This is a genomic window from Saccharothrix sp. 6-C, from assembly GCF_016695385.1.
GTDB lineage: Bacteria > Actinomycetota > Actinomycetes > Mycobacteriales > Pseudonocardiaceae > Actinosynnema > Actinosynnema texasense.
On the sequence record NZ_CP064192.1, the window covers coordinates 4,511,725 to 4,534,578 of the forward strand.

A 22,854-nucleotide genomic window follows, 5' to 3' on the forward strand; every position below is an offset into this window, starting at 1 on the left:
CGATGCCGACTTTACCGGTAGGAGGCTGACGAGCATCGCACCCCGCGCCCGCGCGCCCGGATCAGAACTCGAAACCCGCCGGGTACGGGTCGGTCGGGTCGAGCAGGTACTGCCCGACCCCGGTGACCCAGGCGCGCCCGGTGACGGTCGGCACCACGGCGGGCCGCCCGCCGACGGTCGTCTCCCCCACCAGGCAGCCGGTGAACCGGCTGCCGATGAAGGACTCGTTGACGAAGTCCTGCTCCAGCGGCAGCTCGCCGCGCGCGTGCAGCTCGGCCATCCGCGCGGACGTGCCCGTCCCGCACGGCGAGCGGTCGAACCAGCCGGGGTGGATGGCCATCGCGTGCCGCGAGTGCCGCGCGTCCGAGCCGGGCGCGATGAACTCGACGTGGTGGCAGTGGTCGACGCCCTCGATCTCCGGGTGGCTCGGCGGCGCGGAGGCGTTGACGGCCGCCATGATCGCCAGTCCGGCGGCGAGGATCTCGCCCTTGCGGGCCCGGTCGAACGGCAGCCCCACCTCGGGGAGGTCGACCATCGCGTAGAAGTTGCCGCCGAACGCCAGGCTGTAGCGGACCGCGCCCAGCCCCGGCACGTCGACGACCTCGTCCAGCCGGTCGCAGTACGACGGGACGTTGCGCAGGGTCACGCTGTCGGCGTGCCCGTCGCGGACCGCCACCTCGGCCACCACCAGCCCGGCCGGGGTGTCCAGCCGGATCGTGGTCACCGGCTCGGTCACCTCGACCATGCCGGTCTCGACCAGGACCGTGGCGACGCCGATGGTGCCGTGCCCGCACATGGGCAGGCAGCCGGAGACCTCGATGTAGAGCACGCCGAAGTCCGCGTCGGGGCGCGTGGGCGGCTGCAGGATCGCGCCGCTCATCGCCGAGTGGCCGCGCGGTTCGTTGACCAGCAGGCGCCTCAGGTGGTCGAGGTGCTCGACGAAGTGCAGCCGCCGCTCGTTCATGGTGGCGCCGGGGATCACCCCGAAGCCGCCGGTCACCACCCGGGTCGGCATCCCCTCGGTGTGCGAGTCGACCGCGGAGAACACCCTCGACGCGCGCACCTCAGGCCACCTCGACCGCACGCAGCGCCTCGACCCCGGCGACGGCCCGGCGCACGTCCGCGCGCACCAGTCCGACCTGCTCCGCGGTGAGCGGGCCGCGTGGCGGGCGGCACGGTCCGCCGTAGCGGCCGACCTCGTCCATGCCGAGCTTGACGGCCTGCACGAACTCGGTGCGCGAGTCCCAGCGGAACAGCGCGACGAGGTGCTTGTACAACTCCCTGGCCTCGGTGAGGCGGCCCGCGCGCAGGTGCTCGTAGAGGGCCACGCAGTCGGCGGGCAGGGCGTTGGGGAAGCCCGCGAACCAGCCGACGGCGCCGTCGGCCATCAGCTCGAAGAGCACGTCGTCGGCGCCCACGACCACGTCGATGTCGCACAGCTCGGCGATCGCGAAGAGCCGGCGCACGTCGCCGCTGAACTCCTTGACGGCGGCCACGTTGGGCAGCGCCGCGATCTCGGCGACCAGGTCGGGCACCAGGTCGACCTTGGTGTCGACCGGGTTGTTGTAGACCATGATCGGCAGGCCGACCTCGTCGATCTTGGTGTAGTGCTCGACCACCTGCGCGCGGCTCGCCCGGTACATGGTGGGAGGCAGGGCGAGCACGCCGTGGGCGCCGTCCTCGGCGGCCAGCTCCGCCCAGTGCCTGGCCTGGTGCCAGCCGGGGCCGTGCACGCCCGCCACGACGACGCCGCGGTCGCCCACCGCGTCGACGGCGACCCGCACCACCTGGCGGCGCTCGGCGTCGGTCAGGGAGGAGTACTCGCCGAGCGAGCCGTTGGGGCCGACGCCGTGGCAGCCGTTGTCCATCAGCCAGTCGCAGTGCTCGGCGAAGCGGTCGAAGTCGACCTCCAGACCGGCTGGCGCCGACGGGTTCTCCTTGAACGGCAGGGCGGTGGCGACGATGACCCCGCGCAGGGGAGCCGGTGCGGAACTCACGGGACGTCCTCTCGGTTGCCGGTGCGGTCGTGGTCGGCGAGCTCACCGAGGCGCACCGGTACGGCGATGGGGCGGTGGGCGGTGCGGCCGGGGTCGAGCACGCCGGTGAGCAGGTCCTCGACGGCCGGGCCGCAGGTGCGGCCCTGGCACAGGCCGAGCCCCGCGCGGGTGGTCAGCTTGAGCGGGCGCAGGCCCTTCGAACCGGTCAGCTCGGCGGCTCGGCGCAGGGCTCCGGCGGTGACGTCCTCGCAGCGGCAGACCACGGTGGCGTCGTCCGCCCAGGACCGCCCGCCCGACCCGACGGCGTGGGCGGCGGCGAGCCGGGTGGCGAACTCGCGGAAGACCGCGCGACGGCGCAGGGCGGCGGGCGCGGGTTCTCCCCCGGCGGCCGCGGCCCCGGCGACCAGGCCCTCGGCGAGCGCCAGGTCGACGCCGCCGATGCCGGTCAGCTCACCCGCCGTGAAGACGCCGGGCACGGAGGTGCGCTGCCGGTCGTCGACCTCGACGGCGCCGTCCTCGCCGAGCGCGCAGCCGGCCGAGATGGCCAGCTCGGCGCGTGGGACGAAGCCGTGGCCGACGCAGACCGCGTCGACTTCGACGCGCCGCTGCGTGCCGGGGACCGGTGACCAGTCGGGGGTCAGCCGGGCGACGGTGACGGCCTCGACGCGGTCGTCGCCGTGCGCGGCGACGACGGCCGCGCCCACCCGGTAGGGGATGCGGTGGGCGGCGAGGACCCGCAGGTAGCCCGCCAGCTCGGCGGCCTTGCCGCCGGTGGCGGCCAGTCGCCACGGCTTGGCGCCCCAGCCCCTGGCGAGCCGCGCGGCGCCGGCTGCCTCGACCACGCCGACGACGCGCGCGCCGATGCGGACCAGGCTCGACACGACGGGCAGCAGGAACGGGCCGGAGCCCGTGACGAGCACGCGTCGGCCCACGGCCACCCGGTCGCCCTTGGCCAGCGCCTGCGCGGCGCCCGCGGTGACGACGCCGGGCAGGTCCCAGCCGGGGAACGGCAGGGTCCGCTCCTGCGCGCCGGTGGCGAGGACCAACGCGGCGGGGTCGAAGGTGCGCGGCACGCGGGCCTGGCCGTCGACCTCGCCGATGAGGGCGTGCACGAGCGGGGGCGCGCCGTCGCGGCGGTCGACGGACCAGACGTGGGCGTTCGTGACGACCTCGCACCGGGGGTCGCGCCGCAGGGCGCTCCGCAGGTCGAGGAAGCGCTGCCAGCCGTGGTGCCACTTCCCCTCGTCGGGGTCGACGCGCCGGGCGGGCGGGTGCCGCCAGTACTGGCCGCCGACGTCGTCGCCCGCTTCGAGCAGGACGACGTGCTCCGCGCCGTGCCGGCGGGCGGCGAGCGCGGCGGCCATCCCGGCGGGTCCGCCGCCGACCACCAGGACGTCAGGCACGGTCGTCTTCCTGGAGCTCGACGAGGTCGCCGTCGGCGGCACGACGTCGGCAGGCCCGCACGTCGCGCAGGCCGTTGACGGTGACGACGCAGTCGAAGCAGGTGCCGATGCCGCAGAACACCCCGCGCGGGCGGCCCGTGCGGGTGCGCCGCCAGGAGGTGCGGCCGGTGGCGAGCAGGAGCGCGGCGATGCTCTGCCCCGCCAGGCCCTCGACCGGGCTCCCGTCGACCTCGATGCGGACCCGCGTCATCAGGCGGCCCTTCCGAGGTGCGGGAGCAGGGTCGGGCGGTCGAGGCGGAACTCGGCGGCCGACGGGTCTTCGCCGTGCAGGACCTGGTCGCGCAGGATCTCCGCGGTGGCCAGGCTCAGGCCGATGCCCGCGCCCTCGTGACCGGTGGCGTGCCACAGGCCGGGCAGCCGGTGGTCGGGGCCGATGACGGGCAGGTGGTCGGGGACGAACGGGCGGAAGCCGCCGTAGGCGCGCATGACCTGGACGTCGGCGAGGAACGGGAACAGCAGCAGCGCCTTGGCGGCGAGCGCGGCGAGCACCCGGACCTCGATCCGCTCGTCGAACCCGCGCCGCTCGCGGGAGGAGCCGATGAGGACGGTGCCCGCGGCCGTCGACTCGACCACGCTGGAGACCTGCAGGTCGGCCGCGCCGGAGCCGACCGCGCCCACGTAGTCGGCGTCGTAGACCTTGTGCCCGACCCGCCGGGGCATCCGGGAGGTCACCAGCACGGTGCCCCGCCGGGGCGCGACCGGCAGCACGACCCCGAGGCGCTCGGCGACCGCGCCGGACCAGGGGCCGGCCGCGAGCACGACCGCGTCGGCGAGCAGCACGCCGTCGGTGGTGTCGACCCCGACGAGCCCGCCCCGGCCGAGCACCGGCCCGGTGACCTCGACGCCCGGGCGCACCAGGGCGCCGTGACGACGGGCGGCGGCGAGCAGCGCCTCGGTGGCGATGACGGGCTGCACCTGCATGTCCTCTGGGTAGAGCACGGCGGCGGTGCGGTGCGGGGTGAGGTCCGGTTCGAGCTCGCGGACGCGGGCGTCGTCGACCGGCTCGGCTCGGACCCCGGCGGCCCGCTGGGCGTCGGCGAACTCTTCGAGGGCCGCGGCTCCCATCTCGGTGGTGGCGACCACGAGACCGCCCTTGCGCTCCAGCTCCAGACCGGGGAAGCCCTCGGGCAGCTCGTCGCGCAGCTCGTCCTCGATGCGCAGCCAGGAGGCGAGCGAGCGCTGCGCGAGCCGGAGTTCCGCGCCGGGCTCCTTGTCGGAGACGAGCAGGTTCCCCTCACCGCCGGCGGAGGTGCCGCCGGCGGCGGGTCCGCGGTCCACGACGGTGACCGCGCAGCCCTCGCGGGCCAGCGCCCGGGCGATCGCCGCGCCGACGATCCCCGCCCCCACCACGACCACCCGAAGAGAAGCGGACACGTCAGTACCATGTCACATGGCGCTCACCTTGGGAAGCTTCCCGATCTTCCGCCCGTCGTGCCGCATGCCCCTCAGGCGTCGGCCGCTTCGGCGCGCCCCTCCTCGCGGGCGCGGGCGAGGAGCTGCTCGAGACGACGACGCCGGGTGCGGGTCCGGAACCTGGCGGCGACGACCACCAGCGTCGCGAGAGCCAGCAGGGCCGCTTGGGGCACGGGCAGCGCCCAGGTGGTGACGGTGACGGTCACCGGGGTCGCGTCGGGCAGGTCGGGACGGCCGTCGGCGGGGCCGGGGGTCACGGTGACGGTGGTGGTGACGCGGCCGAAGGGCCAGGCCCTGGTGTCGCGGGTCTCGAACCGGCGGGTCCCGCCGGGGAGGACCTCGCGGGAGCGGGCGGTGCCCCGATCGGTCCACGTGGTGTCGGCGAAGAGAGTGGAGCTGGTCACGCCGATCTCGGCGGCGACGCGGACGTTTCCGTGGTTGGTGACGTCGTGCCGCAGGCGCACCGTGCCGGGGGCGAAGGGGTTCCAGGTCTGCTCGTAGGTGGCCTGGACGTCGGAGACGGCGAGGGCGGTGGTGACGTCGCCGGTGACCCTGATGTTGAAGCGCACCCCGACCCGGTTGCGCACCTTCACCTGACCGGAGAGCGTGTCCAGCGACGCGGTGACACCCGCCGGGTGGTCACCCGGCGTGGCGGTGGCCGGAGCGGTGACCACGACGGGGACGACGGTGGTGGCGCCGCCCTCGACGGTCACGGCGTCGGGCAGGGTGATCCAGGAGCCCCCGTCGACCGGGACGACCTCGGCCGAGCGCATGTCGAAGACGCCCGTGCCGGTGAGGTAGCCGTCGTTGGCGTCGAGGGCGAAGACCACGGGCCGGGGCGAGTGGTTGGTGACCGCGATGTGCTCGGTGACCCGCTGACCGGACCCCACTTCGAGGTCGACCACGCGGCGGCCGTCCGGCCCGTCCGCCGCGGCGGGGACGACCGACCAGGTCACCTCCCCCGCGCCGGGCGGCGTCGGGGGTTGTCCCGCCGCGGCCGGGAGGACGGGGACGGCCGGCAGGACCACGGCGACGCACAGCAACACGCAGCGGAGGGTGGGCATCGGGTCCTCCGGGAGGAGTGCCGGGGTCCGGGACGCGGCAGCCGCGTCCCGGACCGGGCCGACTTCAGGACTGGTCGAACAGGGACAGGGTCAGCGTCGAGGTGTACTGGCCCGCGGTCACGTCGACCGGCGTGCGCAGCACCAGGTCCGCGTTGACGTCCCACGAGCCGGTCTCGTCCGCCGCGTTCGCCGTCGACACCAGCAGCTCCTGGCCGAGCAGGCCGACCGCCGGCGCGCCGGAGCCGTCGGCGACGACGCTGGAGACCGGTTCGCCGGCGGCCACCGAGCCGGTGGTCGTGTCGGAGAGCAGGCGCGGGCGCCAACCCAGGTGCTCCGCGCCGAACCCGGTGCCGCCGCCCGCGGGGGTGAACGCGCCGGCCTGGCCTACCACCGCCCAGAACGAGCCCGCCGGGAGGTCCGCCGGGTCACGGGTGTCGGTGACGGTGATCGTGGGTGTGACGCCGGTGAACTGCCGGGCCGAGGCGTTCGAGCCGTTCTCGGTCAGGGTCACGCCGTCGTTCGCCGCCACCGTCAGCGTGAGCGAGCCCGGTGTGCCCAGGTCCTCGATCACCACGTCGATGTCGATGCCCGGGTCGTCGGCCGCCGCCGGCTGGACGGCCGCCGCGCACAGCGCGACGCCCAGCGCCGAGGCCGCGAGCAGCCGGGTCGGGGTTGGTCTTCTCATCGTGGGTGCTCCTCGGGGGTTCAGCGGCAGGTGTGGGCGGGGTGCTGCGCGGTGATCCGCGCGGTGACCGGTCGGCCGTCGACGACACCGGTGGCGGTGACCGTCGCCGTCCCGGCGGGCACGGCGGTCAGGCGGGTGTTGAACGCCTGGTACGCGGACTTGCCGGGCGCCACGTCGGACGCGGTGCGCGTGCCGTGCGGCGTGACCAGCTCCACGGTCAGCGGCACGTCGTCGTCGTTGCGGGCGGTGACCGACACGTACGCGTTGGCGCCGATGCACTGGGCACGCGCCTCGACGTGCACGTCCCAGGTCGCGCCGCCGTCGCCCACGACCAGCGTCAGCGTGGTCCGCGAGGTGCCGGCCCCGCCCACGTGGTCGGGCAGGACGAGGACGCCGTCGAGCACGTGCCGGCCCGGTGTGCCCACGACGGCCGGGTCGAAGTCCCAGCGGACGCCGACGGCCTGGTTGTCCCTGGAGCCGTCGTTGAACGAGACCTCGACCTTCTCCGGCAGGTGGGGCAGCTCCCCCACCGCGACGGTCCGCTCGAAGGACTGGGCGCTCTGGACGGTGATGCCGCCCGGCCCCATGTCGGGCCGCACGTACACCTTCGCCTCGGCGATGAGCCCGTAGGCGTCATTGGTGCCGTAGACGGTGAACGGGTCGGTGTTGGGCTCGGCCACCATCTCCGGGGTGATCGGCTGCCAGGTGAACGCCACCTCGCCGCGGGCGCCGCTCGCGTAGACCCCGTCCAGCCCGTCGGGCAGCGCCGGCGCCTGTCCCACCGTGGTGCGGACGAGCACCGGCGACGCCACCGACTCGACGGTCTCGCCGTTGGCGCGCCACCGCAGCACGCCCGTGCCCGCGCCTTCGCCCTGGACGCCCCAGACGCGCACGCGCAGGTGGCTCGCCGCGACGGGCTGGAAGGCGAACCGGTTGTAGGCGCCGACGGCCAGTCCCCCGGCGTAGGTGGAGCCGTCGGTCAACGTGACCGGGGTCCACGTGGCGCCGTCGTCCGAGGACTCGATGGCGTAGGTGGTGGCCGTCGGCCTGCGGGTGCCGCCGTTGTCGTCGTACCAGTAGAGGTCCGTCGAGGACAGCCGCACCGGCGAGGTCCACCGGTACTGGATCCACGCCTCCCGCTCGGGGCTGGTGCCGTTGCGGGTCTGGCCCCAGTTGCCCCAGCCGTTGCCCGCACCCGGGCTGGAGCTCGCCGGGGTGGTGCCCTCCTTGACCCGCTCGTGGTTCTCCCACGACGCGGTCCCGCTGGTGGTGACGGTCGCGGAGGCGCCGAACTCGGCGGTGACGTCCTTCTCCGCGAGGGTCGCCGCGACGGTGGCCTCCCGCCGCTGGACGCCGTCGTCGGCGAAGAACCGGAACTCGTAGTCGCCGGCGACCGTGCCGGTGACCCTGGTGGCGAGCGCGCCCGCGTCGGCGAAGATGACGCCCGCGCCGTCCGGCTTGGCGACGGTCTCCCAGCCGTAGGTCAGCTCGCTGTCGTACGGCACGCCGTCGTCGAGAGCCGTGCCGACCAACCGGGTGGACAGGTTGCCGTCCGCCGAGGCGTCCCGGGTCGCGGTGACCACCGGCGCCTGGTTGGCGACGTCCGGCACCTCCCGGCCCGAGTCGAACACCTGGATCTCGGAGATGGCGGTGTAGTGCCCCGGCGCGTTGGAGAACGCGACGCGCACCTTGCCCGCCGTGACGGTGTCGAACAGCGCCTCGTTGAACTTCGCCGAGGGCAGCGCCGGGTTCTTGAACTGGTCCGGCACCTCGTGCCAGCCGCCGTCGCCGTCGGGCAGCTGCACCCACCAGCGGGCCGGCTCCCGGTACCCACCGGCCTGGCGGTCGCTGACGAAGGTCACCTTGACGTTGTCGAAGGACTTCGCCGCCCCGAGGTCGAGTTCGACGTGGCCGTTCTTCTCCGTGGCGCCGTGGTTGCCCCAGTAGGGCTCGTTGGCGGTGTTGCCGTCGGTCACCGCGGCCAGTGTGACCGGTCGCTCCAGCTCCTTGGTGGCGCCGGGGGTGTGGTTGATCGTGGACGCGCTCCAGCCCGGCGTGTGGAACTGCCGCCAGGGAGCGGGTCGCGCGCCCTGCTGGGTGTGGGAGCTGCTCAGCGCGGCGCCGGTGGCCAGGTTCGGGGCGTCCTCGGTGAGGTCGATGCCCGCCGTCTTCAGGTAGTCGACGACCCGGCCGTCCTGGATCCCGGTGTCCACCGCGCTGGGGAACTCGGCCCCGGTGGACGCGGTGAAGGTGACGGTCAGCCCGTCCTCGGCGACGACCTCGTTGGCGCCGGGGTCGTAGGTGAGCTTGCCGATCCGGTCGGTGCTGACCTTCTTCTCCCCGTTGAGGAACAGGCTGTAGCCCGCGCCCAGCCCGTACTCGGTGCCGTCCGGGTCCCACACCACGGTGACGTCCTGCCCGTGGTAGCGCAGGTTGTCGACCATGAAGTGGTCGTGGCCGAGGTCGATCGGCGACAGCTCCACCTTGTCGTCGGACCGCGGCTGCAGGCCCGCCATGTCCTCGATGAAGATGTAGTTCATGTTGCCGAGCATCACGTGGTACGGGTTGTTGCGGTTGTAGGTCTTCGTGGTCGCGTTCCAGTTCGAGTAGTACTCGGCCTGGTTCGCCACCCGCGCGTCACCGCCCGGGTAGATGCTCCACGCCATCCAGTCCAGCAGGCGCTTGGCGTAGGCCGGCTCGACGTACTTCCGCTCGGGGTCGTAGTGGCGCAGCGCCGACCGCACACCGCGGTACTGCACGGTGAAGTTGATGTTGGAGAAGTTGTTCGAGCCGCCGATGCCGTAGGCCGCGCGGTCGTACTGGTCGGCGGTGTAGAACGGGAAGATCGGGAAGTTGTCGCCGTAGGTCAGGAACCGGAACCCGTCGACGTACTTCTCCCACTGGTCGAAGGGGATCAGGTTCTGGGCGTACACGTCGTAGAGGTTCGACTCCTTCGCCGGGATCAGGTCCCGCTCCGCCTCCGGCAGCGGGTTGGCCCGTCCGTTGGAGCTCGCCGCCGAGGTGGCGCCGTGCGAGGTGCCCGCGAGGAACATCCGCGTGTCCGGGCTCCACAGGCGGTTCAGGATCGCGTCGCGGACCCGGTCGGCCGACGCGCCGACCCGGTCGACCTTCGCCTGCTCGGCGCCCGCGATCCGGTACAGCTCGCGGGCCGCGTCGAACGCGCCCCACACGTACGCCGACTCGGGCCGCTCGATCGTCCGCGCGCCCGGCGCGCCCGCGCCGACCGTGGGGAAGCCGAAGGTGATGGCGTCGGAGTCGTTGCCGGGCATGTAGTTCGAGTCGTAGGCGATGAGGCCGTCGTCGTTGCCGTCGTAGTGCTCCAGCTGCCCGGTGCCGTCACCCTCGAAGTAGCGGGCGAACCGGTCGGCGATCTCCGCGCCGCCGCCGTGCACGTTGTAGGCCTCGAGGCCCGCGGTGCCGAGGTACTGCGAGTAGTGGTTGTTCCACGACGTGTGGCCCGGGCTGTCCAGGAACGCCGACGAGCCGGACAGCTCGCCGATGTTGAGGATCTGCCCGTACGGCAGGTACGGCGTGCGCAGCCACTTGGTGTCCTGGAGGTGCATGGGCTGCGTCAGCGCGATCGAGTTCTGGTAGAGGTGGGAACCCTCGACCGTGGTCGGGTACTGGTAGACGTGCCCGGCCGCGTTGGCGTCCAGGACGTTGTGCCGCTCGCCCCACCAGCGGTAGACGATCGCCTTCTCCACGGCGGGGTCGGGGACGTCGATGTAGGGGACGTCCTGCGCCCAGCGGCGGTTGAAGTCGGTGATGCCGGTGCGCACCGCGGTGGCCGGGTCCATCGCCGCGTACTCGCGGTACCTCTCGACGGTCTCCGGCAGCGTGGCCGAGGAGACCGCGCCGACCACCGACACCGAGACCGTGCCGCCCGCCGGGACGGTGACCTCGCGGTCGAGGTCGGCCCCGGCGCGGGTGAAGCCCGCGGCGCTCAGGTCGATCCGGACGCTGTCCCAGGGGGTGTCCACCAGGCCGTTGTTGGAGCCGCTGGTGATCGTGCGGGCGCCGGTGACCTCGTTCGCACCCGTGCCGGGCAGGGTGGCCAGGGGCGAGGCCGCGCGGACGGTGAACGTGGCGGGCGCGCCGCCGGGGTTGCTGAAGGAGATCGCGGTGACCGCGACGTTGTCGTAGGTGATGAACTTGGTCAGGTCCGCGGTGACGCCGGTGGCGCCGACGGTGTAGCGGGACCTGGCGTGGCTCGGCGCGTTGAACCGGTTGGCGTTCACCTCGGTGACGGCCTGGCCCGGCACCGTGACGGTGTAGAGGTTCCCGAGGTTGTCGGGCCCGCCGACGAACGCGCTGCCCGCGAAGCCCATGGTGGTGAAGTTGGCGTTGTCGATCCCGCGCAGGTGGAGGGTGCGGCCGCGGGTCATCAGGATCGGGGTGCCGAGGGTGCCGCTGACGCCCAGGACGCGGTCGAGGTAGTAGTCGGTGCCGCCCGCCGCGAGGTCCTTGTCGAAGATGGACTGGTGCAGGTTGCCCGCCGTGAACGGCACGCCGGGCGCCAGCTTCCGCTCGACCTCGTCGAGGTTGGTGTAGACCGGGTCGCCGATCTCCATCGCGTGGTCGCGCCCGTCGGTGTAGACCCCGACGTCGCCCTCGTTGCCCGGGAGGACGTGGTCGTCGGCGTGCGCGGTGGACGGCACGCCGACGACTCCTCCCGCGACCAGTGCGGTCAGGGCCGCCCAGAGGGGCGCCCTCCGCACACGACTGTGTCTCATGACGCTTCTTTCTCCTATCGGTGGGGAACGGAGAAACCGCGAAGGAGCCCTGCCGAGACCGGTCGCGCGTCGCCGGTCGGGGCAGGATTTCGATGATCGGAACACGCACGCCCACGAGGGACCGAAAACGTTTTCGGAAATTCTCGTTGTTCGTTTCCGCGCTGTCAACACTTGATTTCCGTTGTCACCAACCGAATCCGCGTGCTCACCGACTCGGGCGTCGATGGCGACGGGCGCGCGGGCGGACGACGTTTTCGGTGCGGTGCGGCGGCCTGCCGGGTCTCGGGCACGCCGAACACCCCGGGCGCAACCGCCCGGGGTGGCGTCGACGGCGCGCGGTCAGCGCGGCGGGGCGACCCCGGTCGACTCGCGCAGGACCAAGCGGGTGGGCTGGCGCACGACACCGCGCGACGGGTTGCCGTCCAACGCGGCGAAGAGGTGGCGCACGGCGGACGCGCCGAGCCGCTCCAGGTTGACGTCCACCGTGGTCAGCGCCGGGCGGCTCTCGGCGGCGAACGCCTCCCAGTTGTCGTAGCCCACCACGGCGATGTCGTCGGGGATGTCCCGGCCCAGCTCGCGCAGCGCCTCGGTCACGCCGTAGGCGATCTGGTCGCTGCCGCAGAAGACGGCGTCCACGTCGGGGTGCGCGGCCAGCAGGCTCACCACGCCCTGCCTGCCCCACCGCTGCGACCACTGCCCGAAGCGCGGGCCGCCCACCAGCGGCAACCCCGCCTCCTCCAGCGCCTGCCCGAAGGCGGTCGCCCGGTCCTGCGCCGCCCGGTAGGACGCGTCGCCGCTGATGTGCGCGATCCGGCGCCTGCCCAGCGAGATCAGGTGCTCGGCGGCCAGGCGGGCGCCGCCGGCGTCGTCGGCGAGGATCGACACGTCGTCCGGGTCGTCGGACTCGCAGTAGACGTAGACCACCGGCACCGGGATCTCCTTGGACAGCGAGGGCCGGACCTCGTTGCCGTCGCCCAGCACGATGAAACCGTCCACCCGCCGGGCGATCAGCGTCCGGATGTAGTGCCTGCGCCGGATCGCGTCACCGCGCGCGTCGCAGAGCAGCACGCTCATCTGCTCGCTGCCCAGGGCGTTCTCCGCGCCGAGCAGGACCGGGATGGCGAACCGGGCGACCATCAGCTCGTCGGTCAGCAGGCCGACCGTGCGGGTCTGCCCGGAGATCAACCCCTGTGCCAGGACGTTGGGCTGGAACGACAGCTCCTCCGCCGCCTTCAGCACCCGCTCGCGGGTCGACGCGGCCACCTCGGCGCGGGCGTTGAGCGCCTTGGAGGCCGTCGCGAGCGACACCCCCGCGAGCTGCGCCACGTCCGCGAGTGTGACACCAGCATGCTGTCGAGCCACCGCTCTCCCCTTCCTGAAACCCCTTTCGGAAGGATACGCACAAGGCGTCGCACCCTCCCGCCGAACGCGGAGACCGCCCACGCCCGCCGGTGCCGCACCCGTGCGACGCGGTGCGGCCGACGGCGGGACGACCGGTCAGATCGCGGGCAGCCAGACGCGCATCGTCGACGGCCCCCGATTCGCCCACTCGTGGTACGGCACCAGGGGCACGTCCTCGAACTCCGGCGCCCCGACCGGCGCCGGGTCGTGCCGGTAGGGCCACCCCGGCTCGGGCAGCGCCACCCGGGCGCAACGCACGACGACCCGCCCGTCGACCACCTCCGGCGGCACCGCCGGGTCGACGCGCAGGCGGTCGACGGCGTCGAGGCCGGGCACGTCCACCGACTCCACGGCGAGCACCAGCGGACCTCGTTCCACCGCCACGCACCCGCGCACCGCGTCGATCCTCGGGTCCGGGTGGGTGAACCGCGGCGCCATCGGCAGGCTCAGCACGACCTCGTCGCCACGCCGCCAGGTGCGCCGCTCGGCGACCGTGCCGGGCGCCACCGACCTGGTCGTCCCGCCCGCGGTCAGCGTCGCGCCGTCGCGCGCCCAGGCCGGCACCCGCAGGGACAGGGTCCAGGGCCGCTCGTCGTCGCTGTCCACGCGCACCCGGACCTCGCCGTCCGCCGGGTACCGCGTGGTCACGACCAGGCGGACGCCCCGGCCGCCGGGGAGCTGCCCCTCCACGGTGCCCTCGGCGTACTGGTGCAGCTGGACGCCCTCGTCGTCCGACGTGGCCACGTAGGCGGCCAGCGAGGCGAGGGTGCGGGCGAGGTTGGTCGGGCAGCAGGACACCTCGAACCACGGCGCCCGCAGCGACGACGAGGCGCGCGGGCTGGGCTCGTCCGCCGCCGGGACCGCGCCGAGCTCCCGGCGGTGCAGGGTGTTGGTGTAGAAGAACGCGCGACCGTCGGCGGACGGCGAGGTCGAGACCACGTTGAACAGCGTCCGTTCGATGAGGTCGGCGTAGGCCGGGTCGCCCTCGGCCAGCAGCAGCCGCCACGCGAGCATCACCGAGCCGATGCCCGCGCACGTCTCGGAGTAGGCGCGGTCCGGCGGCAGCGCGAAGTCCTCGGCGAACGCCTCGTCCTGGTGCCGCGCCCCCATGCCTCCGGTGAGGTACGTGCGCGCGGCCACCGTGTGCCGCCACTGCCGGGCGACCGCGGCGAGCAGCGCGTCGTCGCCGGTCTCGTCGGCCAGGTCCACCTGTCCCGCGGCGAGGTAGACCGCCCGCACGGCGTGGCCGCGGAACACGTGCGCGTCGCGCGCCGGGACGTCGTCCTGGAAGTACTCGCGGCCGAACTCGATCTCGTCGAGCACGTGGTGTCCACGACGCTCGACGAAGAGCCGCGCCTGCTCCAGGTACCGCCGCTCGCCGGTGACCCGGTACAGCTCCACCAGGGCGGGCTCGATCTCCGGGTGCCCGTCGACGGTGCCCCGCCCGTCCGGCCCGAACTCCGCGCACACCAGGTCGGCGGCCCGGCGCGCGACCCGCACCAGGAGGTCGTCCGGGTGGCCGGTGCGGGCCCGGGCGACCGCGGCCTGGACCAGGTGCCCGACGCAGTACAGCTCGTGGCCCATCTCCAGGTCCGACCACCGCGGCCCCTGGCCGGGTCTGCCGAACTTCGTGTTGAGGTAGCCGTCGGGTTCCTGCGCGGCGGCGACCCTGGCCACGATCTCGTGGAACCGGTCCTCCAGCTCCGGGTCCGGTTCGCGGCCCAGCTCCCAGGCCATCGCCTCCAGCAGCTTGTAGACCTCGCTGTCGGAGAACTCGCGGCCCCGCCGGTCGGCGGGCAGCCGGCCCGCGCGGGCGGCGTCGAAGTTGCCCAGCCACCCGGTCCGCTCCACCCAGTGCTCGACGTGCGGCAGGACCGCCCGCCGGTTGCGCTCCTGGAACTCGCCCCAGTGCCCGCCGGTGAGCCGGACGTCCCGGGTGCCGAGCGGCCGCAGCCGCGCGCGGCTCGGGACCACCGGGCGGCCCCCGGTCGGGGCGCCGTGCGCCGGGGGCTCGTGCGCCCCGGTGTCGTGCATGTGCGCCTCGTCGAGGCCAACGGTCTCAGAAGTCATCATCAGCCTTTGAACGCGCCGGACATGAACCCGCGGACGTACTGCCGCTGGAGGACCAGGAAGAGGAAGACGCAGGGCACGGCCAGCACGACCACGCCCGCCTCGGTGGCGCCGTAGTCGATGACGCCCATCACCTGCTGGCGGAGGTTGGCGACCGCCAGCGGCAGCGGCACCTTGTCCGAGTCGCTGATCAGCACCAGCGGGGTGATGAAGTCGTTCCAGGCCGCCAGGAAGGCGAACAGGGCGACCGTCACCAGCCCCGGTCGCACGGCGGGCAGCAGCACGCGCCGCAGGGCCGCGAAGGTGCCGCAGCCGTCGACGAACGCGGCCTCCTCCAGCTCCTTGGGCAGCGCCTCGAAGGAGACGCGCATCATGAACGTGGCGAACGGCAGCTGGAACATCGTCAGCACCAGCGCCAGGCCGACCAGCGAGTTCTGCAACCCCAACCGGTTGAGCAGCACGTAGAGCGGGATGAGCAGGGTGGCGTAGGGGACCATGAGGATCGCCAGCGTCACCAGGAACAGCAGGTTCTTGCCGGGGAAGTCGAACCGGGCGAACGCGAAGCCGCCCAGCAGGGAGATGGTGACCGTGAAGAGCACCGTGAGCCCGGAGACGATCGCGCTGTTGAGCAGGTACTGCCAGATGCCCGCCTGGTAGTCCACGAGCGTGCCGTAGTTGGCGAAGCCCCAGCCGTCGGTCTGCGCCGTGCCCGCCTGCGGCGCCACCGACGCGACCGCCGCCCACACCATCGGGAACAGGAACAGCAGGGCCAGGGCGCCGGTCAGGACGTAGTACGGCGTGCGCACGACGAAGCCGGGCAGCGAGGTGCCCCGGCCGTCGCGCGCCGGCCGGACCGGGCGGGTGTCGAGCGTGGTGGCCATCAGGCGTCCCTCCCCCGCAGCCAGCGGAACTGCCCGAGGTTGAACACCAGCAGCGCGGCCAGCACGATGATCGACAGGGCGGCGGCGAGCCCGAGGTCGTTGCCGCCCTGGAAGGCCGCGTTGTAGATCAGCTGGACGATGGTCATCGTGCCGTTCTCCGGTCCGCCCTTGGTGAGGATGTAGAACTGGTCGAACGCCAGCAGCGACCCGGTGACGCACAGGATCGTGCACATCGCCAGCGACGACCGCAGCAGCGGCAGCGTGATCCTGGTGAACCGCTGCCACCGGTTGCACCCGTCCAGCTCGGCGGCCTCGTAGATGTCGGTGGAGATGCCCTGCAGCGCCACGAGCAGCAGCAGCATGTAGAAGCCGGCGAAGCGCCAGACGATCAGGCCGACCGTCGACCACAGCGCGGCGTCGGGGGTGCCCAGGAACGAGATCGGCCCGTCGGCCAACCCGACGTCGCGCAGCACCTCGCCGAACGGGCCGCTCTGCGGCGAGTAGAGCGCGTAGAACAGCAGCGACGCGGAGGCCAGGCCCAGCGCGCTGGGCACCAGCACCGCCGTGCGCAGGAAGCCCGTCCACCGGGTCGACTCCTGCACCAGCAGCGCCAGGCCCAGCGACAGCCCGATCAGGATGACGGTCGTGATCAGCGTGTACTTCACGGTGAACCGGACCGCGGGCCAGAACAGCCGCAGGTCGACGGCGTCGGCGAAGTTCTCCGGGAGGTTGACCCCCCGGTTGCCCGCGAACAGGCCCCAGTCCGAGATCGACATCTGCCCGACGAGCAGGACGGGCACGGCGAAGAACAGGGTCACGAACAGCGCGGTCGGCGCGGCGTAGGCCCAGCCGGTCAACCGCCGGCGGGACTTGGCGGACCGGCGGCGCGCCGGCGCGGGCGCGACCTGGTCCGGTGGACGGGTGGGCACTTGCTTGAGGGAGGTGGGCATCGCATCCTCGACTCTGTGGGGACGGCGGGAGGGGCGCCTGCCGGGTCAGGCGCCACGTGCTCGGCCTACTGGCCCAGCGCCTCCGAGACCGCGGCGTTGTCCGCCGCCAGGCTGCCCGCGTCCCCGAACACCTGGTTGCGCAGCAGCGTCACCCAGGGGCTGCCGGCGGCGTTGAACGCCTGCTGGAAGTTCACCGCCGTCGGCGTCCGGCTGTCCGCGGCCGCGGCGACCTCGTTGATGGCCAGCAGACGGGGGTCGTCGCGGGTGTGCTCGTTGTTGGCGAGGTCGGACCGCGCGACCGAGGTGTTGTTGGCCGCCAGGACGCCGACCTGCGCGTCCTCGGACATCAGCCAGGACAGGAAGTTCCACGCCTGCGCGGCCTTCTTGGAGTCCTTCGAGATGCCGATCCCGTCGCCACCGAGGAAGGTGGAGCCGCCGCCGTCGACGCCGGGGATCGGCGCCACGCCCACGTCGACGGTCTTGTCCGCCGTGGCCAGCAGGGTCGCCGGGTACGGCATGACCCCGATCTTGCCCTGCTGGAACGCCGCCACCCAGGTGGCGCCCGTCTCGTCCCGGCTGGCCGGGTCGACCGCGCCGGCGGCCCACAGGTCGCGCCAGGTGCCGTAGAGCTGCTTGGCCGACGGGCTGTCCAGGCCGCTCTTGGCGCCGCCGTCGAGCAGCGGGTCGTCACCGGAGGCCCACATCGTGGGGAACCAGGTGAAGACGTTGCAGCCGCCGCAGTTGCCGCCGAAGGAGGTGCCGTAGACGCCTTCCCTGCCCAACCGCTGCACGGCCTTGGCGTGCTCCGCGAACTCCGCGAGCGTCGCGGGGCCCTTCTCCGGGTCGAGCCCGGCCTCCTGGTAGAGCGCCTTGTTCCAGAACATCACCGACAGGTCGAGCACGAACGGTAGGACGTGCTGCTTGCCGTCGCGGGTGCCCGCGTCGAGGTGCCCCTTGTTGATCTTGTCGGCGTGCGGCAGCTGCTTGATCTGCTCGGTGACGTCGGAGAACAGCCCCGCCTCGGTCCAGTTCGGGACGTAGACGATGTCGGCGGCGAACAGGTCCGGCAGGTCGCCGCTGCCCGCGGCGGCGCCGACGCGGGAGACGTAGTCGTCGTTCGGGGTGATGGTCAGCTCGACCTTGTTCTTGTGCGTCTTGTTGTACGCCTCGACCAGCAGGTTGGCCTGGAACTCCAGCGGAGCCCGGGTCCACAGGGTCAGCGTGGCGCCGTCGTCGACCCCCTCGACACCGCCCGCCGAGACCTCGCTCGCGGATCCGTTGTCCGCACCGCCGCAGGCGGTGAGCGCGGCCGTGGTGACGATGGCCGCTGCGACGGCGACGAGACGCCGTTGTCGGCCGCGCGTTCGCGTCCTGATCATGGGTTGCTCTCCTGGTGTGTCGACTGTCTTCGGTGACTGTCGGGAAAGGTGTCCGGCTCGGGTGCTTCGGTTCCCTCGGGTCCGGCGGCAGCTCAGGCGTAGGTCGCCGTGAACTCCTCCGTCACCGCCTCGCCGTCGACGCTGCCCGTCGCCTTGACGGTGACGGAGCCCGCGGCGACCGACTCGGCCCGGGTGTTGAAGGACTGGTAGGCCGACTTGCCCGGGGCGACGTCCGCGACCGTCCGCGACCCGTACGCCGTCGTGATCTCGACGGTGAGGGGCACCTCGCCGGTGTTGACCGCGGTGACGAAGACGTGCGCGTTGGCGCCGATGCGCCGGGTGCCCGCCTCGACGCGGACGTCGAAGCGGGTGGTCGACAGCTCGCGGGCGGCGGAGGCCGCCTTGGCCACGACCACGTCCCGCTCGGCCCCGGTGAACGTGCCCGCGGTGACGAAGGCGTCGGCGAGCGCGGTGGCCGCGGCGACGAACCGGCCGTGGTCGGCGAACGGCGCCTGGTCCCAGAGCAGGTCCAGGAACGTCGGGCCGTCGGCTCCCGGCGAGGTGATGCCCTCGACCGGGACGTCGTAGTGCGGCAGGCCGTCGTCGCGCTTGCGGTTGGGCACGCCGGTGTCGAGGGAGCCGAACACCACCGTCGGCTCCACCCGGCGGAAGTACGACGACGCGGGCTGCTCGTCGCTGATGTAGTAGGGCCGCAGCGCGAGCCCGCCCGTGGTGAACGTCGGGTCGCCGCCCGCGGTGGCCGCGCCCGCCTTGATCGCCGCGCGGCCGTAGTCGCCGTCCCGCTTGAGGTGCCGGTACAGCGACAGCTCCCGGAATGCGCCGCCACCCGGGTTGCCCATGACCTGCAGCAGCACCGGGCCCCAGAACACCGCCTGGGTGTCGGGGCGGTCGGGGGCCCGCTCGATCCGGACGCTGAACGGCACCCGGATCTCCACCACGTCACCGCGCTGCCACTCGCGGCTCAGCGTCACGTAGGTGCCCGGCCGCGCGTCGAGGTCCTGCCGCCGCCCGTTGACGGTGACGGTGAACCCGCGCCGGGCCCAGGCGGGCACCCTCAGCTTGAGGTCCAGCCTGCCGACGCCGTCGATCGTGAGCGTCGTGCGGTCCTCGCGCGGGAAGGTGGTCCGCTGCGTGACGGTGAAGCCCTTCTCGGCCCAGTCGAGCGTGGCGGGCGCGTACAGGTTGACCCACAGCGCGCTGTCGTCCGAGGAGCGGAAGAACACCGTCTCCTGGTACTTCGTGTGGTTCTCCAGGCCGGTGCCGCCGCAGCACGTCCCGGTGTTGCCGTAGCTGCGCGTGGCGCCCGGCCCGACCGGCTGGAAGTAGGTCACCTGCGGGTCGGTGGTCCGCGTGGTGTCGGCCCGCGACCCGGCGATCATGTTGAGCAGGCCGCGCTCGTAGTAGTCCATGTAGGCCGGGTCGTGTTCGTGCAGGAACAGGTTGCGGGACAGCTTGAGGAGGTTGTACGTCGTGCAGGTCTCCGCGCCGCTCGTGGCGACGGCGTTGGCGACGTTGCCCCGGTTCTGGAACAGCTCCAGGTTGTTGTTGGAACCGGGGTAGTTCCCGCCGACGCCGCCGTGGGCGAACATGCGGTGCGGAACGACCATGCCGTAGAAGTTCTTCGCGGCGGTGAAGTACTCCTGGCCGCCGCCCCGCTCGTAGACGCTGAGGTAGCCGATGAACTGCGGCAGGTGGGTGTTGGCGTGCAGCCGCTCGGGGCGGCGGCGGCCGGGGCGGTCCCGCGGGGTGACGACGAGGATGTCCCGGTCCTGCACGCACGCGTCGAACAGCGACTCGCGGTTGTCGAAGCACTTGGCGGTCACCAGGTGCTTCGGGTCGCCGGTGAGGTGGCCGATCTCCGGGAACACCTCGTTCGCGCCGCCGAACTCGCCGCCGATGTAGAGGTCCCACATGTAGTTGAGGTCGTCGCGGGTCAGCGGGCCCTCGTAGTCCGGGTGGTTCTTGTCGCCGACGGTCAACGCCAGGTGCGCCCAGTCGGCCATCTTCGTGACGACGTCGAGGGCTTGGGCGTTGTCGGCGTGGTAGTACGCGTCGAGCAGGCCGCGCATGATCTTGTGCTGCGTGTACCAGGGCGCCCACGTGTTCGTCTGGGCGTTGCCGCCGTAGACCGCCCAGCGCGGCGGCCCGAGGCGCAGCACCGCGTCCTCCGGGATCGCGCCGAGGTAGCCGGGGAAGGTCGGGACCCAGTCCGCGGTCCCCTCGGAGGTGGCGGCCACGACGCCGGCGTCGCGGTTGTTCGGCGAGGCGTCTTCCAGGGTCGTGCCGCCGGTCTCGTCGAACCGGTACCACGCGATGCTGCCGCCGCCCGTGGTCCCGGCCGGGGAGTCCGCCAGGGACCGCAGCTCCTCCTCGGTCAGCGCCCGGTCGAAGACGTGGAACTCGTCGACCGTCGCGTCCAGGTAGGGGTCGCCGTACTGGGATCGCCCGATCCACCGGTTCCCGGGGTTGCCCAGGTGCGACGGGTTCAGCGTCATGTTCGCGTTGCGGCCGACCGGTCGGCCGTCGACGTGGAGGACGCCGGTCGTGCCCGCCAGCGTCACCGCGAGGTGCACCCACTGGTTGGTGGGCAACGCCGAGGTGCCGTCGATGCGCTGCTCACCGCCCGAGCCGCCGGTGGTGATGGCGAAGCGCGGCACGTTCCCGGCGACGCCCGCGCGCGGGGTCAGGAACATGTTGACGGTGCTGTTCTGGCCGAAGTCGAACAGCCTGCTCCAGTCGGTGGGCGAGGCGAGGTTGACCCAGGTGGCGATGGTGAAGTCGGTGAGCTGGTTGATCGTCTCCTGCGGCAGCGTGCAGTACTGCGCCTTGCTCGGCCCGTTGAGCCTCAGGCCGCTGCCGAACCGGCCGGCCACCCGGCCGATGGGTGGCGCGGGCTCGTCCCCGCCGCCGCCCGGCGCCGAGTCCATGCGCGCGGTGATCGCCGCCTGGCAGGCGGCCAGCTCCGCGACCATCCAGTCCAGCTTGTCCTTGTAGACCGCTTCTTCCCCGTCGGCGTAGGCCTGGGCGAGCGCGGTCAGGTAGTGCCCGGCCCAGTGGCCGCTGAGCAGCCCCCCGTCCTCCCAGCCACCCGGCACTGCCACACCGGGAGGGTTCGGCCTGCCCGCCTGGTTGTTGAACAGCACGAGGAAGCGCTTCTCGTCGTAAGCCCGCAGGAACGCCTTCACCCGGTCCCGCTTCTCGCTCAGCAGACCGGCGCCCAACCGCACGTCGCGCAGCGGGAACGGCCGCACGGGCGCCGTCCCACCGGGACCGGCCTGGGGTGGCAATACCGCCCTGGGCGCGGCGGCGGCCGCCTGCGGGCCCAGCAGTCCTCCACCTGCGACGGCGGCGGCGCCGGCCATGGAGGCGTGCAGGAACAGGCGGCGGTTGAACGGGAACTCGGCGGATTCGGCCACTGGGGAGCGTCCTTTCTCGCGAAGGGGGTCGTGCGTGTCTTGCGGCCGGGCGCGCTGCACGGGTCAGCGGCTGCGGAGTCCGGCGGGCCCGACGCGGTGCCGGGCCGTCGGGCGTTCGGCGGCCACCGCCCTTCGGGATGACACCGTTCGAAATCCTTTTCGGGGATGGTGGCAACTCGCCGCACCGATGTCAACGGTGTGTTTTTGCAGGCCGAGGCGTTATGGCGACACTCAGGGTCACAGCCGGACCGATCGCCGAGCCGAAAACTTTCGACATGGACGCTGATCTGCGCAAAGACCGACCGGCCGCAGGCCGTGGGCCGGCCACCGCGGGAGGCCGTGCGGCATCGCGTGCCGGGCGGGCGAGTCGAGCTGCGCCGGCCGCGGCGGGCCGACGGCGAACGAACCCGGACAGACCTCGCCCGACACCGCTTTCGGGGTGGCGCTCAGCGGGACTGGGCCGCGTCGGCGGCGAGGCGGTCGAGGGTGCGCCGGCCCAGCCGGCTCATGGCCGGGTTGCTGTCGACGTAGTACCAGACCAGGCCCATCGCCTGCTGGAACGCCCAGGCCTTGCCGCGCTCCCACTCCAGGTCGTCGCACCCGAGGTCGGCGCGGAAGGCCCGGCGGGGGCCGGTGTCGAGCAGGTGCCAGGCCCCCACCAGGTCCAGGGACGGGTCGGCCGGGCCCAGGCCGCCGACGTCGAGGAGCCCGGCCAGGCGCCCGTCGGACACCAGCACGTTGCCCGGGATCAGGTCGCCGTGGCACATCACGTCGCCGGTCGCGGCGGGTGGCAGGTCGCGCAGGTGGCGCCACATCCGCCGCAGCGGGGCGACGTCCAGGAGCTTCCCGCTGCGCGAGAAGCAGGTCCGCATCCACTCGTCGTGGTCGCGGAGATCGCCTCCCCGGCCTCCCCCGCCGAACGTCCGGCCGCGGGTGTCGATCGCGCGCACGCCGGCGACGAACTCGGCCAGGTCGTGGCCGAACCCGACGGACCCGCCCGGGTCCTCGTCGGTGGCCACGGCGCCGGGCAGCCAGGTCTGCACCGACCACGGCAGCGGGTAGCCGGGGCCGGGCTCGCCCGACGCGACCGGCTCGGGGGTCGGGAAGCGCGTGCGCCCCAGCAGTTCACGCGCCGCGGCCGCCTCCGACGCCAACCCGCGCCGCACCGACTCGACGTCCCCGGGCACCAGCGGGAAGCGGGCCGCGAACCGGTCGCCGATCCGGAAGACCGCGTTGACGGTGCCCGCCGGGGCGACGGCCCTCACCGGCAGGCCCCGCCACTCGGGGAACTGCTCGTCCACCAGCCCCCGCACCACTTCCGGCGGGATCGTCAGCTGGCCGGTGTGCATGTCCATGCCCA

At 73.1% G+C, this 22,854-nt stretch carries 15 protein-coding genes; all 15 read right to left on the bottom strand.

Annotated elements, in window-relative coordinates:
* Window positions 1-61: 61 nt before the first annotated feature.
* Complete coding sequence (locus tag IOD16_RS18915; RefSeq protein WP_201441114.1) at window positions 62-1,063, bottom strand: proline racemase family protein; 1,002 nt, start codon at window positions 1,061-1,063, stop codon at window positions 62-64.
* Between the two features lies 1 nt (window position 1,064).
* The gene (locus tag IOD16_RS18920; protein WP_201441115.1) at window positions 1,065-1,997 is read right to left on the bottom strand and encodes a dihydrodipicolinate synthase family protein; all 933 of its coding nucleotides are present in this window, start codon (window positions 1,995-1,997) and stop codon (window positions 1,065-1,067) included.
* Window positions 1,994-3,400 carry an FAD/NAD(P)-dependent oxidoreductase gene (locus IOD16_RS18925; RefSeq protein WP_201441116.1) on the bottom strand — a complete coding sequence of 469 codons (1,407 nt, stop codon included), beginning with the start codon at window positions 3,398-3,400 and terminating at the stop codon, window positions 1,994-1,996. The genes IOD16_RS18920 and IOD16_RS18925 overlap by 4 nt, the downstream gene beginning before the upstream one ends.
* Window positions 3,393-3,650, bottom strand: coding sequence for a 2Fe-2S iron-sulfur cluster-binding protein (locus IOD16_RS18930; protein ID WP_201441117.1), 258 nt, complete (start codon window positions 3,648-3,650; stop codon window positions 3,393-3,395). Before IOD16_RS18930 ends, IOD16_RS18925 begins: the two co-directional genes overlap by 8 nt.
* Window positions 3,650-4,834, bottom strand: a complete 1,185-nt coding sequence (locus IOD16_RS18935) for an NAD(P)/FAD-dependent oxidoreductase (protein WP_236595096.1) — start codon at window positions 4,832-4,834, stop codon at window positions 3,650-3,652. The genes IOD16_RS18930 and IOD16_RS18935 overlap by 1 nt, the downstream gene beginning before the upstream one ends.
* Window positions 4,835-4,905: 71 nt before the next feature.
* On the bottom strand, window positions 4,906-5,937 hold the full coding sequence (locus IOD16_RS18940) for a hypothetical protein (protein WP_201441118.1): 1,032 nt from the start codon (window positions 5,935-5,937) through the stop codon (window positions 4,906-4,908).
* Window positions 5,938-6,001: 64 nt separating this feature from the next.
* The gene (locus tag IOD16_RS18945; RefSeq protein ID WP_201441119.1) at window positions 6,002-6,622 is read right to left on the bottom strand and encodes a hypothetical protein; all 621 of its coding nucleotides are present in this window, start codon (window positions 6,620-6,622) and stop codon (window positions 6,002-6,004) included.
* 20 nt (window positions 6,623-6,642) lie between these two features.
* Window positions 6,643-11,376: an Ig-like domain-containing protein gene (locus tag IOD16_RS18950; protein ID WP_201441120.1), complete on the bottom strand. Its 4,734-nt coding sequence runs from the start codon at window positions 11,374-11,376 to the stop codon at window positions 6,643-6,645.
* Between the two features lie 339 nt (window positions 11,377-11,715).
* On the bottom strand, window positions 11,716-12,702 hold the full coding sequence (locus IOD16_RS18955) for a LacI family DNA-binding transcriptional regulator (RefSeq protein ID WP_236594207.1): 987 nt from the start codon (window positions 12,700-12,702) through the stop codon (window positions 11,716-11,718).
* A gap of 171 nt (window positions 12,703-12,873) precedes the next feature.
* Window positions 12,874-14,811 carry a glycoside hydrolase family 127 protein gene (locus IOD16_RS18960; RefSeq protein ID WP_201435468.1) on the bottom strand — a complete coding sequence of 646 codons (1,938 nt, stop codon included), beginning with the start codon at window positions 14,809-14,811 and terminating at the stop codon, window positions 12,874-12,876.
* Between the two features lie 38 nt (window positions 14,812-14,849).
* Complete coding sequence (locus tag IOD16_RS18965) at window positions 14,850-15,728, bottom strand: carbohydrate ABC transporter permease (protein WP_123741120.1); 879 nt, start codon at window positions 15,726-15,728, stop codon at window positions 14,850-14,852.
* Complete coding sequence (locus tag IOD16_RS18970; protein ID WP_201435469.1) at window positions 15,728-16,678, bottom strand: carbohydrate ABC transporter permease; 951 nt, start codon at window positions 16,676-16,678, stop codon at window positions 15,728-15,730. Before IOD16_RS18970 ends, IOD16_RS18965 begins: the two co-directional genes overlap by 1 nt.
* A 65-nt stretch (window positions 16,679-16,743) precedes the next feature.
* Entirely contained in the window at window positions 16,744-18,057 is a 1,314-nt protein-coding gene (locus IOD16_RS18975; protein WP_201435470.1) for an ABC transporter substrate-binding protein, read from the bottom strand.
* Between the two features lie 92 nt (window positions 18,058-18,149).
* Window positions 18,150-21,494, bottom strand: coding sequence for a beta-L-arabinofuranosidase domain-containing protein (locus IOD16_RS18980; RefSeq protein ID WP_201435471.1), 3,345 nt, complete (start codon window positions 21,492-21,494; stop codon window positions 18,150-18,152).
* Window positions 21,495-21,940: 446 nt separating this feature from the next.
* Window positions 21,941-22,849 carry an aminoglycoside phosphotransferase family protein gene (locus tag IOD16_RS18985; RefSeq protein ID WP_201435472.1) on the bottom strand — a complete coding sequence of 303 codons (909 nt, stop codon included), beginning with the start codon at window positions 22,847-22,849 and terminating at the stop codon, window positions 21,941-21,943.
* Window positions 22,850-22,854 lie beyond the last annotated feature (5 nt).

Excerpts from the sequence above, each read along its gene's own strand:
- IOD16_RS18965 (WP_123741120.1), bottom strand. The coding sequence starts at position 15,728 with ATGGCCACCACGCTCGACACCCGCCCGGTCCGGCCGGCGCGCGACGGC.
- IOD16_RS18950 (WP_201441120.1), bottom strand. The coding sequence starts at position 11,376 with ATGAGACACAGTCGTGTGCGGAGGGCGCCCCTCTGGGCGGCCCTGACC.
- IOD16_RS18975 (WP_201435470.1), bottom strand. The coding sequence starts at position 18,057 with ATGATCAGGACGCGAACGCGCGGCCGACAACGGCGTCTCGTCGCCGTC.
- IOD16_RS18930 (WP_201441117.1), bottom strand. The coding sequence starts at position 3,650 with ATGACGCGGGTCCGCATCGAGGTCGACGGGAGCCCGGTCGAGGGCCTG.
- IOD16_RS18970 (WP_201435469.1), bottom strand. The coding sequence starts at position 16,678 with ATGCCCACCTCCCTCAAGCAAGTGCCCACCCGTCCACCGGACCAGGTC.
- IOD16_RS18985 (WP_201435472.1), bottom strand. The coding sequence starts at position 22,849 with ATGGACATGCACACCGGCCAGCTGACGATCCCGCCGGAAGTGGTGCGG.
- IOD16_RS18960 (WP_201435468.1), bottom strand. The coding sequence starts at position 14,811 with ATGCACGACACCGGGGCGCACGAGCCCCCGGCGCACGGCGCCCCGACC.
- IOD16_RS18940 (WP_201441118.1), bottom strand. The coding sequence starts at position 5,937 with ATGCCCACCCTCCGCTGCGTGTTGCTGTGCGTCGCCGTGGTCCTGCCG.
- IOD16_RS18945 (WP_201441119.1), bottom strand. The coding sequence starts at position 6,622 with ATGAGAAGACCAACCCCGACCCGGCTGCTCGCGGCCTCGGCGCTGGGC.